We start from the raw sequence: 12898 nt of genomic DNA, 5'->3' as shown, positions 1-12898 counted from the left end.
ATATTGACAAAAGGCAAAATGACAAAGGGTATTACGCCTGGTGGAGTACAGGAAAAGGAAGACCAGAAATGACATTCCTTCTCTCTATCGACGACACCGACTCCCTCAACTCACGCGGCACAGGCCGGCTGGCCCGGGCGATCGCAGACAGGCTCGGGCAGGAATACCCCGTGACTGCGGTCACCCGGCACCAGTTGTTCGTGCACGAGTCCATCCCCTACACGTCCCACAACAGCTGTGCGGTGATCCATATCGGTCCCTGCGCACCCGACCATGCAGAGAGGATCTTTTCCATAGCCCGGCAGGTGATGATGGACGACTTCGTGGAAGGGAGCGATCCCGGGATCGCCCTCGCCCACATCACGGAGGTGACACCCGCCATGGTCACGTTCGGCCAGGACGCGAAGAGGATGGTGCTCACCCAGGACCGGGCCCGGACCCTTGCGAAGAACTGTTCGATCCGCCTGGAGGGGCTGGGCGGGACCGAAGACGGGGTGATCGGCGCCATGGCCGGGCTCGGGCTGGCCTCGACCGGCTTCGACGGGCGGTACCTCCAGAAGGGAAGAATCCGCGAGATCCTTGGCCCTGCACCGGCGGGGACGCTGCTCGAGGCGGGAATTGACATGATCCTCACTGTGGACGGGGTCCCGGTCACCACCGGCATCATCGTGTCCCCGGAAGGAAAATCGGTAAAAGCCTGCCCGGTTAAGGGAAAAACCGTTCTTTTCGTGGAAGAAAGGGAAGGGGCACTTCATGCAGTGAAACGTGACTGACACCATGGTAAACCCCGCGGTCCGGAAAAAACTGTTCGTCGCAATCCTTCTCCTGGGGATTTTTGCAGCCGCGGCGGTGATCGTCCAGGTCGCGGCCCAGTATCTCACTTCCCCGGGGTCAGGACCCGGAGGGGAGACCCCCGCCGGGCTCGAAGTAAAATCCGTATTTTCCTCTTCAGATTTCATCTACGGCCCCCAGTCCTGGCGTCCTTACCAGACCCGGCTTGACATCGCCGACTCTTCCGACCCGGACCGTATGTGGGTCCTCATGTTCGTCCCCCTGAACGGGACGCCGTACGGGGGGAACCCCGCGATGCACCAGAGAGGGGCTGTGCGGGTGCATTACACCTTCGAGAACCTCACGGGTGAAGCGGCGTTCCACGTGTACGGGTTCCGGCAGCTGGACGGCTTGTGGGCGACGAACCGGCAGGAAGAATTCGGGACTTCGGCATATTACGTGCTCGGCGCCGATTCGCCCGGGGACGCGATCCTGCCGACCGCCCTTCGCCAGATCCCGGATAACTATACCATTCGCCTTTCCTCCGCCCTGCCCGCCGGCACTGACGGGATAGATCCGTCTTTGATCACCCTCTACTTCACGCAGAGACCTGGTTCCGGGCTCGATTCGCTCCATATCACCACCGACCTCACGAGAAAGAAAGGTGAGGTGATCACTACGCCCCTCCAGGACGGGACCTTCTATGTCACCCACACGGGGGGCAACCCCGTCAGGCTGCTCCTCCTCCTGGTGGCGGTATCACCGGGCCAGCCGGACGATTTCAGGCTTCATCTCGAATCGGAGTTTGTCGGGGAGACCGTATGAAACCCCGGAAGCCCTACTTCTCCCTCTACGAACTCTCCGTCCTCTCGATCTGCGGCGGGCTGATATTCGTCCTCAAGACCGCGTTCAAGATCCCGCTCCACCTCCCCGGCCATTCGGGAATATTCTGGGTCATCCCGGTGATGTTCGCGGTTGCGGTGGTGAGAAAACCCGGTTCGGGAACCTACGTGGGAGTGATATCCGGGCTGCTCACGGCGTTCTTCGGGATGGACCCGCTCGGGATGATGGACTCGATCACCTACCTCGCCCTGGGAGTCGCGGTGGATATCGAAGGGGTTATCTTCCGCTACCGGTTTGACCACCCGGCGATCGGGTTCGTGGTAGGTGCGTCCTCGAATATCGCCAAGATGCTGGTGAATTATGCCATCCAGCTGGCGCTCGGCGTCCTTCCCGTGTTCATCATCCTCGGGATCGGCATCTCTTCGGTGACCCACCTCGTGTTCGGCGGGATCGGGGGGATCATCGCCGCCGTCATCATCGCCAGGCTGATGAAAGCGGGGATCATCGCGGGCCATGAAACCTGAACCGACCTTTGGAACACGAGACAGGGGGTCAGCACGGGCCGGAATTCCCGGACCGAACGCAGCGGGGATAGAACAGGGATCATCACGGACCCCGGATCCCGCACCGTTCAGTAGAGAAAAGGAACGGAATATCTTGCAGACCGGGAACTTCGGACCGATCACCGTGGAAAGAGGGAAAGAGGGGTTCCGGATGGCGAAGCCCGGATGGTTTGATGGTGAGAGGGTGCGGAGGACCTCGCGGGAAAGGGAACCCGAAACGATCAGCGTGAAAAGGGGAAACGGGGGTCATCCCGGATGGTGAAACCCGGATCGATTGATGAGGAGGAGGAACGGGGGACCTCGCGGCAAAAGGAAACCGAAGCGATCATCGAGGTCCGCGGACTTTCGTTCCGCCACCCGACAACGGTATCCGGGAGGACCGTGACCGCCCTCAACGACGTGAACCTCTCCATCCACCGGGGAGAACTGGTAGGGCACGCCGGGATGAGCGGTTCAGGGAAGTCGACCTTCTGCTACTGCCTGAACGGGCTGATCCCCCACCTCTTCCCCGGGGTGATGGAGGGAACGGTCACCGTTCTCGGGATGGACACCCGTTCCTGCAGGGTGACCGACCTCGCGGCGCACGTGGCACTCGTGTTCCAGAACCCCGAAGACCAGATCTTCTCCTCGGACGTCGAGTCCGAGATCGCGTTCGGCCCGGAACAGATGGTCTGGACCGAAGAGGAGATCGGGAAGACCATCGATGCGTCGCTCGACGCACTCGATATTGCGCACCTGCGGGACAGGGATACCGGGGAACTCTCCTGGGGGGAACGCCAGAGGGTGGCGATCGCCGCCGCAATTGCGGTGCACCCCGAAGTCCTCGTCCTTGACGAACCGTTTTCAGGGATAGACCACGAGACATCCGCGAGGCTGACCGGCCTCATTGCAAATCTCAACCGGACAACGGGAACTACGGTGATCCTCGCGGAACAACGCCTCTCCCTGCTGCTTCCGCTCGTCGGGCGGCTGGTGGTCTTTGACCGGGGGCGGGTCGTCTACGATGGTCCGCCCGATACGCTCCCCGGGTGGTATACCATGGAGGACCCGGTCTATGCACAGGGGCAGAGCCATGAAGAGCATATGAAGGAATCTTGCGGGAGGGAGCCTGCGGTCTCGGTCAGGGAACTTGTATTTTATTATCCCGAGAGGGAGGAGCCCGCGATCGCGATAGAACGCCTTGATATCTTTCCCGGGGAGATCACGGTCATCCGGGGGCAGAACGGCTCAGGGAAGAGCACCCTCATCCGGCACCTGAACGGTATCCAGAAACCGCATTCCGGAGAACTACGGGTGATGGGCAGGGATGTGTGGGGGAGGAGCACCGCGGAGCTCTCCCGGGAGGCGGGAGTGCTCCTCCAGCACGCGGACTACCAGCTCTTCGCCGAGACGGTCTCAGAGGAACTTTCCTTCGGCCCGGAGAACCTCGGGGTGGGGGCTGAGGAGACGGACCGGAGGGTCGGGAAGGTCGCCGACCGGCTGGACATTACCAGCCTCGGTTTAAAGACGCCGCCTCTCGGCCTCTCATCCGGGGAGAAGCAGCGGGTGGCCATTGGTAGTGTGCTCACCATGGAGACCCCGGTGGTGGTGCTCGACGAACCCACGCTCGGGCTCGACCGGAGGTGCAAGCGTATCGTCGGGCAGGTGCTCGGCGAGCTCCGCGACGCGGGGGCGGCGGTGATCGTCGCCACCCATGACGAGGAATTCGCCCGTCTCATCCGGGACCGGGTGATAGTCCTCGATCACGGAAGGGTCATCTCGGATACGCGGGGAGGACCCCACCCTGAAGAAGATCGCTGCAGGATCATCCCGGATAACCGGGAAGTGATCGGCCATGAAGAAGATCGCTGCAGCACAGTCCCGGATAGTCGGGTAGAGAGCGGCCATGAAGAAGATCACTGCAGGACCGTCTTGAATAGCAGGGATGAGAACGGTCATGAGGAAGATCGCTGCAGGATCGTCCCGGATAACCGGGAAGAGATCGGCCGTGAAGAAGATCGTGATCCGGGGAGGCCGTGATGGCCCGCGAAGACGGCCGGAAGGCCGGTGGCCCGCCCGGGACGGACCCGGAGACAGGAACGGTGGCGGGTAGGAAGGGAATAAAAAAGAGGATATTCGGGAAAAGAGGAGGATTTCTTGCCTATATCCCGGGCGAGTCCTTCATCCACCGGATGAATCCCCTCACGAAACTCGCAATACTCATCATTTTCACCGGGACGGCACTCGCGTTCGGGAAGGCCCTGCCGGGACTGGTCCTCTGGAGCTCGGTCCTGGCGGCAGCATGGCTCGCGGGACTGATCCGCCCGCTCTTTCGGGGTTACCTGATCATCGTCCCCTTCATCGTGTTCGTCGTGGTAACCGATGCGTTCTTCGCGGGCCCCGAGGCCGGGGTGGTGATCGTGACCTGGCAGGCGGGATTCGTCACGTTAAAACTGGTGTCCGGGAGGGTCCTCTTCGCCCTGGCTATGGGATTCAGGCTCCTTGCCCTCTCCGGGGTGGGGATACTCTTCATCTCCACCACAAGTTACACGGCGTTCGTCCGTGCCCTGAGGTCCGCGGGCTTCCCGGGGGGGATCGCGTTCTCGCTCGGGACTGCGTTCCGGACCATGAGCGTCCTCGCCGAGGACGCCTCGAAGATCATGAACGCCCAGCGTTCGCGGGGAATGGAGTTCGACCGCGGGCTCCTGACACGGAACCGGAACAAGCTGATGACCCTGACAGTCCCCATGGCGGTGATCGTGCTTCGCAGGTCGCGGAGCCTTACCGCAGCAATGGAAAGCAGGGGTTTTTCCTCTTCCGCCAGGCCCACGGTCTACCGTCGCCCCGGCTTCTCCGGGGCCGATGCGGCGGTCGTCATCGCCGTCGCGGCGGTCGTCGCGATTGCCTGGTATGCGTCCCTGAGAACGTAGAGGCCCAAAAGTCCTCGCGTGAAGCCTGGGAAAGTACTCCCCGATGCAGTGTCGGAATTGTGAGAAGGAGTCCTATGCTCTTGCCTCCCCGTATCCCGCCGGATCCCGGGTACAGGTTGTCGGCGCAATCCTGCATGCACCCTGCCTGATTCATGAGTGGCAGGACTATGCCGGAGAACTACTCCCCGAACCCGGATTGAATTTGTGAGTGGAAGTCCTACGCGGGAGGAGATCAAGGCGAGACGGGAAGGGTTACTCCCGGCCAGCCGCGCAATACAGACCCCGGGATTTTATTGTTTAAGGTAAAGAAAAAAGTGGTTCCGAAGATCGGGAGCGAATCCCGGGATAGGGGGGTTATTTCCCGCCGCACTGCTTTGACTTCTTCAACCGTACCGCCGCTTCGGTCAGGACCGGTCCCGCCGTGTCCATCGGGTCCTCATGTACGATAACCGGAGCCCGTTCGATGCGGATATCCTTCTGTTTCCATTGCATTCGTTCGTTTTCGCTCATAGACTCACCCTGTCCTGAACCTGTCCACACTGATGAACACGACGCTACAGTCCTTACGGTCCTGGTAAGAGTACCCTGTCGTGATCCAGAGTGTTTCCCGGGGGAAGAGCACTTCCCCCTGTTCGTCGATATACAGCCCGGGCTCCCCTTGCCGGGGTTTATGCACCAGGATGACCTTCCGGCCCCTCGTCTCATTCTCGTCTTCCAGTACCATGTCGAGGTCCCCGGAAAAGGAGCAGTATCCCCTGTCCCGGATAAGGTGGGGGACCGCGGGGCCATACTCCGAATCACCGGGATTCCCGGGCGGGATAGCGAGGCAGAACAGGGCTCGTGTCGCAAAGTCCCCGTGCAGTTCCCGGAAGAGGAGGGCCTCCCCGGGAGAAGACTTCGAGATGGCACTGTCGATATGGTAGACGAGGTTCGGGAGGTACTGCCATTCCTCGAGTTCCTTGACCTCTTTCGGTTTTCTCAGCGTATCGTTCACGTAATCCCAGTTCTCCAGGTACAACCCGACTGCCTCCTTTTCGTTTCCGGTCAGGTCGTCCCGGTTCGAATACGGGGTGTTCTTTGCGGACGGTTCCATTGGATAAAAATCGGTTTCTTCGGAGAAAAGTATTGTTAAATCTCGTCAATCCCTTTCCTGGAAAGGCCCGGGGCGAAAGAACCCTGCTCATTTCCGGATGCCGGGTCAGACGCGGTTCACGGAACCTGATCGTCAGGTCAACCCTGCAGATCATCGATCCGGCGGATTAGGGTTCCGCGAAAGATTGCGTCTCCCTCACCCGGATTGCCGGGCGGAATAAACCACTGGCTTGATGAGATCGCTCTCGCATATCTCTTGTCATTTATGGGTAAAATCAGGCTGTCCGCCCGCTACGTGCTCCTCCTCATCCTGTTCTTTGCGGTATTCTTCGCAATCGACGTCATCCTCGAGGACGTGTTCTTCGAGAACGTGCTGGCGACGTACATCGTGGCCCTGATTGTCGTCGTGTCGTACAGCATCGGGGCATGGGTCCTGGTACGGAAGATGCCGGACGAAGCGTCCCGCATGACGGCGACCAGGATATTCATCGCCATCCTCCTGGGACTCGGTTTTTTCCTTGCACTTACGGTATGGAGCGAGGACCCGTCGCAGATCCTGATCACGATTGGGATCATCTGGGGGGCGATTCTCGTCGCACTCAGGGATCTGATCCAGAACGTAGTCGGGAGCCTCATGCTCCTCCTCACCGGGGTCTACCGCATCGGCGACCATATCCGGGTGAAAGGGGTATACGGCCTTGTTATGGATATCAGCGTGTTCCGGACCACCCTCATGGAGCTCGACTACGACTCGAACGATAGACCGACGGGCGAGATCATCACCATTCCGAACGGCATCCTGTTCCGGGAGGTGGTGACCAACACCACCCGCCACCTCTCGATAGTCACCGACGAGATCAGGATCACCGTTCCCTTCACCACCGATATCGACCGTGTGAGGAACCTGCTGATAGACGCGATCCAGAAATATACCGGGGAGATCGAGGAAAAAGCCAGGGAAGAACTGAGGAATCTCGGGCAAAGGAAATATCTCCCCTCCCTCGATACCGGGCCCTCGTTCCATCTTGAGCTGACGGACCGGGGCACCGTGCTCACGGTAAACTACATCACTTCGGCAAGGGACCGGTCCCTGGTGAAGACCAGGATCATCGAGGAGCTCTCGAGTGATATCCCCGGAGTCATGAGCAACGACAGGTGAGGTGGATACCCCCGGTCGGGGCACGCCGGAGTGCTGACAGGTCCAAGAGTGACTCCTGGTCCGGTCGCCCATGCCGGGAGAGCGACGAGTCTCCGAGGGATAACCGGTCCGGGCGAATCGCCACGATAGTGACCTGTGTCCCGGAGGATACCCCGGAAATCACCGGCTCCCGACGGGGCATATTCCGGGAATAGGCGTGTTCTCGGTCAGCCCAGCTCATCTGCCGATCTCTCCGTGCCGGTCTTTCGTAACTTTCCGGGAAGATCATCGTTTTTTACGTTCCGCAATCTTCTCGTGGTCGGGGAACGCCACCTTCGGCCTCCTGATCACAAACGACGTGTCCAGGTTGCGGACCATCCGCCTTGCCATACCGGCAGGGATCCCGAGCGCCATCATGTCGGGGGGGAACGCGTAGTTCTGGGTAGGGTCCTGGGGGCCCATGAACGCCGTGTCCTGCGGGGCCTTTGAGGCCATCCCGGCCGGGTAACTGATGTAGGTAGAACAGGACGGGCCCCACGGCACGACCACCGCGGTGAACGGGTCGTCCCGGTCGAAATGCACCAGGGCGGCGAGGTTCCGGATCTCTTCGGCATTTCCGAAGCAGCAGATCGACCTCACCCCGGGGTCTTTCCCGTCCAGGGTGTCGCACGACCTGATGATCAGGTACCGGCCGGGCGGGGTGATGGTCCCTTCGGCCGCGAAGGACCGTTCGACGAGCCCGGGGTCCGCCTTGAGGAATTCGGCGGCGCCTCCACGGATATCCGCCCTCCCGGTGGATACGAAGTACTTGATATCCTCCGGCGTGGCGATGAATCCCATGTGGGTGAGCCCGCCCATGCAACACCCTTCCGGTTCGTCCCCGCTCATGTACACTGCATCCACGCCGTGTTCGGTTGCCATGCGAAACATGGACATCGCGATGCAACGGTTCACCGCCGGGAGGTGAACGGCGCCCGCAGGCTTCGTATCGCTGCCGTATACTGCCAGTGGCCTCGCGGTGAACCCGAAGGCCGAGACGAGGCGATCCCCGATCTCCCTGAAGGTCAGTTCTGCCATGAGAACCCAGTTTCCGCTCCTCTCCTAAAAATCCTCCTGACGGATACCCTGCGAAGACGACTAGGCCCAGACCGTATTCTCTCTATTCGGACCCGATACAGAAAGAAATAATTAAATAGTCAAAAATTATGCTACTCTTTAAAAGAACAATGAAGTGATGGTTATGGCAGAAACGGCTAATCCTAAGGCAACTTTCGGACTGGATGAGAACATTGCTTCCCTGCTCTGTTACCTGGTCGTCTGGATCACGGGGATCATCTTTTACCTGGTGGAAAAAGATAACAAGACGGTAAAATTCCATGCTTTACAATCTGTGTTAACGTTCCTTCCTCTCAACATACTCTACTGGGTCCTCGGTCTGTTCTGGTGGACCGGCGTCGCATACATCCTGGCAATTATCGTGGGTATCATCATGTTTATCCTGTGGATCGTACTGATGATCAAAGCATACCAGGGGGAGAGATACAAACTGCCGATAGTGGGGGATATCGTCGAAAACGCACTCAAATAAACCCCCCTGCGACGTTCCCGATGTATATTCAGGGCGGGGGAGGTCTTCCCTTTTATTTTGCTTTACGATGGGTCTATTTTTAATTTCCGGACCCGGGAAAATATGCCGGTTGATCAGGGATCGGCACCCTTTCACTGCCGAGCCATAACTATGCCGAAAAAATGGGAAATTTTTCGGTCGCCACCGATAAGATTGTTTTTTTTTTAAAATCAAGAATGAATTATAAAGGATAATCCTTTTATATAAGGGATAATATTCTCATCCGTTATCGGGTGAGGAGCGCGATGGCGGAACGTGTCCCGGAGAAGGACCTGGACGACCCGGCAGTATGGAAACAGGAAGGGGACCGGTTTTTCCAGAGAGGGGACTACGAAGCGGCTTCCATGAATTATGTCCGGGCCATCGAACTCAACCCGGAATATCTCGATGCCTGGAACAGCCTGAGCGCAGCCCTCCGGAAAATGGGGAGGACGGAAGAGGCGGGCCGGGCCATGCATTTTGTCAAAGACCTGCAGGGTGAAGGCCCGGGAGAAGCGGCAGCCCGTGAACCTCCGCTCCCGGAGGAGACGGGGCACGAGACGCATCCGCCAGACTACGCACGGCTGGAACGGGATAAAAAAAGCCCGGCGGTCGCCGGGGTCGTTGCCTTCTTCTTCGCCGGGCTCGGCCAGATCTACAACGGCCAGAACTTTAAGGGGTTCCTGATCCTGGCCGGGACGATATTCGGCCTCGCGCTGCTGATCATACCCGGGGTGGTGATATGGCTGTTCGGGATCTACGACGCCTATACCACTGCAAAGAAGATGCGATACGGAAAAATCACCTACGAACCGACCAATCTGCTCTTTGTAATGCTCTATTTCGCACTCCTGATCGTCATCGTGCTGGTCCTGGCAGCGGCGATCCTCTCGATTTTCGCGGGGCTGGACGGGGCCTCCCCGCTCTCCCTCCTGAATATCAGCGCCCACCCCGGCGACCCGCAGGGAAGGAATTCCATGAGCTGGGTTGCGAACGGGACATGACCGGACAGAGGACCGTACGGTCTCTGTCGCGATCTGTAAAATGAAATGTTCTCGCATCCGGATGGAGACCCTGTTCTCACGGAAGCGAATCTCCCTCGGGAGACTCCTGGTATCCGCAACGGCTGCAGCGTGCACCATGAATGCTCACCGTCCCACCGCAACGTGAACAGGTCCATCTCCTCTTTTCGTCGGCGAGGAATTTCCTGATGCCAGATTTTTTTATCGTTTCCAGGTTTTCGACAACGCTCGCGTGGTATTTCGTTCTGTACCTCTTGTCGAGGTGCTGCAGCCGCTCGCAGGGAAATTGTTCGCACTCGAAGCAGTACTTCGCGTTACGTTCCCGGAGCGTCCCGCACGTTTTAATTTTGCACCGGGTCCTCGTGACCGGTTTTCCGGCATCCGGCCCCCTGCACCCGGGGCATGGATTCCTCTCCCTCAAGTGGGCGATGCACACGCCGCAGTTCATTCCGCAGGGGGCGATCAGGGCACTTGCAGAGGGGGATTCCATGGAGAATACCTTTTCATCGGGTCCTGATTATTCCACCGGACGTGCGAACACGGATGGGTCCCCCCCGGGAGAGAGATTCCTCATGTCGCCGGCTCCGGGTAGACCACGCTGGTCTGCGGGATCACGTGAAGGCTGATGACGACGGGATGGCCGAATGCCTGGGAAAGCATCTTCTCCAGATTCGCCACGGGGGGGACGTCACCATTGCCCACGATCGTGACCGAGACATCGACACCGTTGGTAGTGACGCTGGAGACCTGGAACGGTGCGTTCCCTATCCATTCCGTCACGGTCGTGCTCGCGATGTACTGGTTATTGGTGGTCTGGAACGCGTTGAATGAAGTAACGACCAGCAGGACCGTGATGACGAGGGTCCCGGCGAGAATGTAACGGACCGCCTTCTGGCGGATCTCTCCGTGGACATCGGCGGTGGAATACTTCTGGAGACCCATGAAACTGTAGACCGTGCTCCCGGCGACGAGGATGGCGAAGAAGTTGGTGAGGAAGAGCAGGAATGCCCCGCTGGCCTGGACGAAATACCCGTTCGCGATGGATACTCCCACCACGCACAGGGGAGGGACGAGGGAGATGGCGATGGCGACCCCGGCGAGGGAATCCGCGATCTCCTTCCTGCCGATGGCGAACGCCCCCGCGGCGCCTGCGGCGAGCGCGATGATCAAATCCAGCAGGCTCGGCGAGACCCGGGAGGTGATCTGCGGATTCGACGAGTACGAGATGAACACCTCGGGGACGAAGAACGTGAGAACCAGGGACAACAGGACCACCGCGATCACCCCGAGCACCACGAGCTGGAGGGATTTGAATGCCCGAGAGGGCGAACCGAGGATGACCGCGGCGGCGGTGGCCATGATCGGGGTCATGAGGGGAGCGATGATCATCGCGCCTATCACGGTGGCGGTCGAATTGGTAATGACACCATAGGTCGCGATAACGGTCGCAAGGAGGAGGAGGACCGTAAAGTTCGTCACCTGGCGGTGTCTTCGCTCCCCTTCAAAGAAGAGCTTGGACTCGAAGTCCGGGAGGTATCCTGCCTCGAAGCGGCCCAGTTGCCGGGAAATGTAATTTTCTGCCATACAGTATCGGTACGCGATATTGTCCAAAGGCAGAATATCTCTCTTTCGCTCGTATGCGGGAGGAGAACGGGTGAATTGAGAGGTTGTTGACAAGCATTGTCGCCGGAAGGGGATTCAGGGGATTTCCCGGGGCAATCCCGCCAGGGTCCCGAAAGGAAACCCCGGGGCCGGTACAGGACCCCCAAAAAAATGGATACCCGGGCTCCCGCCGGATCCGAGGGGTGAAGCGATATCTGTAGAAGGATCAAAAAACAAGGGCGTAGTTTTGAACTTTTGCTATACAAAAGAATAATTGTTTATGAAAAGTATTGAATGATAATCATGGGTGATCGCTCCGGAAACAGGAAAATAATTCACCACATCAGGAAATTTTCCGATATTTCGTTCGATCTGGAGATGTCCAACAACAATACGTTCCAGACGAGATTTGACAGTTTCGTCTATTTCTGCGAAAACGACGAGGTGATGAAGATCATCTCGTCCCGGCTGAAAAATGCCGATGTTCGCTTTGACGACTGGTGGAACCGCGGCCGGGACGCCGGAGGTCAGGCGCCCGGGTCGAAACAGTTTACGCTCCCCCTCGGTGATTTCGAAAAAGATGCCCTGTTGTACCAGCTTGTCCTCAGAATATTCGAGAGAAAGATCGATCTCAAGCAGTTTTGTACGGAGTATTTCGGGGAGACCAACTATATCGGGATGATCTTCGAGTTCAAGCAGGCAGTACTGAGTCCGCTGATACGGTCGATGGGGTACATGCTCAAGGATATTCTTATCGAACTGGAGGAACCGGCAGGAAACGGGACCCCGGACGGCGGGTCCTATCGGGACAACCCTAACGCACAGTATAAATATCCGGGTGTGTTGACTCCGGGAGAGACCGCGGATATTCTTGCGGGGACCGATGTCGACGACATGATTTTCTACCGGGTCCTCGAGATCGCGGAGAAACTCAACAAGTACGGGTACGAGGGGAAGAGGATCGGGACCTCGTTCGTCGTCGGGAACTACGAAGAGATCGAGCAGCATATCGTGAAAAACCCGACGAACCCCTTCAAGGAGACCGGGCACCGGATCCTCGACCGCGACACGCTCGAGTTCGTCGAACGTTACGCCACCCTGGACGGAGCCGTTATTATCACGGGGGACGGGCTCGTAATGGACGCAGGTGCGATTATTGCGGCAGACATAAGGAATCTCGGGGTCTCCGGAGGGGCCAGGCATATATTCGCCGCCGCAATCACGAAGAGTTCGAATTCCGTAAGTGTCGTCGTGTCCCAGAGCGGCGGGATCAGGATTTATAAACACGGCGAAGAGATCAAGAAAATTCCATAACTCCGACAGGCTCGCCCCGGTGGGATCCAATCCCTGAT

At 58.8% G+C, this 12898-nt stretch carries 14 protein-coding genes; 9 read left to right on the top strand and 5 right to left on the bottom strand.

Annotation, left to right across the window (positions count from 1 at the left end; all coding sequences use genetic code 11):
• Positions 1-68 precede the first annotated feature (68 nt).
• The 5 genes from J2741_RS03410 to J2741_RS03390 all read left to right on the top strand — a co-directional run bounded on the left by J2741_RS03410 (position 69) and on the right by J2741_RS03390 (position 5086).
• Entirely contained in the window at positions 69-773 is a 705-nt protein-coding gene (locus J2741_RS03410) for an ABC transporter substrate-binding protein (protein ID WP_209673634.1), read from the top strand.
• A complete protein-coding gene (locus tag J2741_RS03405) occupies positions 766-1596 on the top strand; it encodes a hypothetical protein (protein WP_209673633.1) in 831 nt (276 codons plus the stop codon). The genes J2741_RS03410 and J2741_RS03405 overlap by 8 nt, the downstream gene beginning before the upstream one ends.
• Positions 1593-2138, top strand: coding sequence for an ECF transporter S component (locus J2741_RS03400; RefSeq protein ID WP_209673632.1), 546 nt, complete (start codon positions 1593-1595; stop codon positions 2136-2138). The genes J2741_RS03405 and J2741_RS03400 overlap by 4 nt, the downstream gene beginning before the upstream one ends.
• 294 nt (positions 2139-2432) lie before the next feature.
• The gene (locus J2741_RS03395; RefSeq protein WP_209673631.1) at positions 2433-4196 is read left to right on the top strand and encodes an ABC transporter ATP-binding protein; all 1764 of its coding nucleotides are present in this window, start codon (positions 2433-2435) and stop codon (positions 4194-4196) included.
• Positions 4196-5086 (top strand): energy-coupling factor transporter transmembrane component T family protein, encoded by an 891-nt coding sequence (locus tag J2741_RS03390; protein WP_209673630.1) that lies wholly within the window; start codon positions 4196-4198, stop codon positions 5084-5086. The genes J2741_RS03395 and J2741_RS03390 overlap by 1 nt, the downstream gene beginning before the upstream one ends.
• A 354-nt stretch (positions 5087-5440) precedes the next feature.
• On the opposite strand, the gene J2741_RS03385 is transcribed toward J2741_RS03390, so the two are convergent.
• Positions 5441-5596 carry a hypothetical protein gene (locus tag J2741_RS03385; protein WP_209673629.1) on the bottom strand — a complete coding sequence of 52 codons (156 nt, stop codon included), beginning with the start codon at positions 5594-5596 and terminating at the stop codon, positions 5441-5443.
• A gap of 4 nt (positions 5597-5600) precedes the next feature.
• Complete coding sequence (locus J2741_RS03380) at positions 5601-6179, bottom strand: ADP-ribosyltransferase (RefSeq protein ID WP_209673628.1); 579 nt, start codon at positions 6177-6179, stop codon at positions 5601-5603.
• 264 nt (positions 6180-6443) lie between these two features.
• On the opposite strand from J2741_RS03380, the gene J2741_RS03375 reads away from it, so the two are divergent.
• Positions 6444-7337, top strand: a complete 894-nt coding sequence (locus tag J2741_RS03375; RefSeq protein ID WP_209673627.1) for a mechanosensitive ion channel family protein — start codon at positions 6444-6446, stop codon at positions 7335-7337.
• Positions 7338-7601: 264 nt separating this feature from the next.
• Here the strand turns inward: J2741_RS03375 and J2741_RS03370 are convergent, their stop codons facing one another.
• Positions 7602-8393, bottom strand: coding sequence for a DUF169 domain-containing protein (locus tag J2741_RS03370; RefSeq protein WP_209673626.1), 792 nt, complete (start codon positions 8391-8393; stop codon positions 7602-7604).
• A 163-nt stretch (positions 8394-8556) separates the two neighbouring features.
• Here J2741_RS03370 and J2741_RS03365 point away from each other — a divergent pair, with 163 nt between their 5' ends.
• Both J2741_RS03365 and J2741_RS03360 read left to right on the top strand, forming a co-directional pair.
• Positions 8557-8904, top strand: a complete 348-nt coding sequence (locus J2741_RS03365; RefSeq protein ID WP_209673625.1) for a DUF4870 domain-containing protein — start codon at positions 8557-8559, stop codon at positions 8902-8904.
• Positions 8905-9188: 284 nt separating this feature from the next.
• Positions 9189-9926, top strand: coding sequence for a tetratricopeptide repeat protein (locus J2741_RS03360; protein WP_209673624.1), 738 nt, complete (start codon positions 9189-9191; stop codon positions 9924-9926).
• 76 nt (positions 9927-10002) lie between these two features.
• Here the strand turns inward: J2741_RS03360 and J2741_RS03355 are convergent, their stop codons facing one another.
• Together J2741_RS03355 and J2741_RS03350 are read right to left on the bottom strand one after the other, a co-directional pair.
• Positions 10003-10434, bottom strand: coding sequence for a DUF3795 domain-containing protein (locus J2741_RS03355; RefSeq protein WP_209673623.1), 432 nt, complete (start codon positions 10432-10434; stop codon positions 10003-10005).
• A gap of 80 nt (positions 10435-10514) precedes the next feature.
• The gene (locus J2741_RS03350) at positions 10515-11528 is read right to left on the bottom strand and encodes a TIGR00341 family protein (protein ID WP_209673622.1); all 1014 of its coding nucleotides are present in this window, start codon (positions 11526-11528) and stop codon (positions 10515-10517) included.
• Between the two features lie 321 nt (positions 11529-11849).
• Here J2741_RS03350 and J2741_RS03345 point away from each other — a divergent pair, with 321 nt between their 5' ends.
• Positions 11850-12860 carry a diadenylate cyclase gene (locus J2741_RS03345; protein ID WP_209673621.1) on the top strand — a complete coding sequence of 337 codons (1011 nt, stop codon included), beginning with the start codon at positions 11850-11852 and terminating at the stop codon, positions 12858-12860.
• Positions 12861-12898 lie beyond the last annotated feature (38 nt).

Source organism: Methanolinea mesophila, assembly GCF_017873855.1.
GTDB lineage: Archaea > Halobacteriota > Methanomicrobia > Methanomicrobiales > Methanospirillaceae > Methanolinea_B > Methanolinea_B mesophila.
This window is presented reverse-complemented; position numbering and strand designations above follow the sequence as displayed.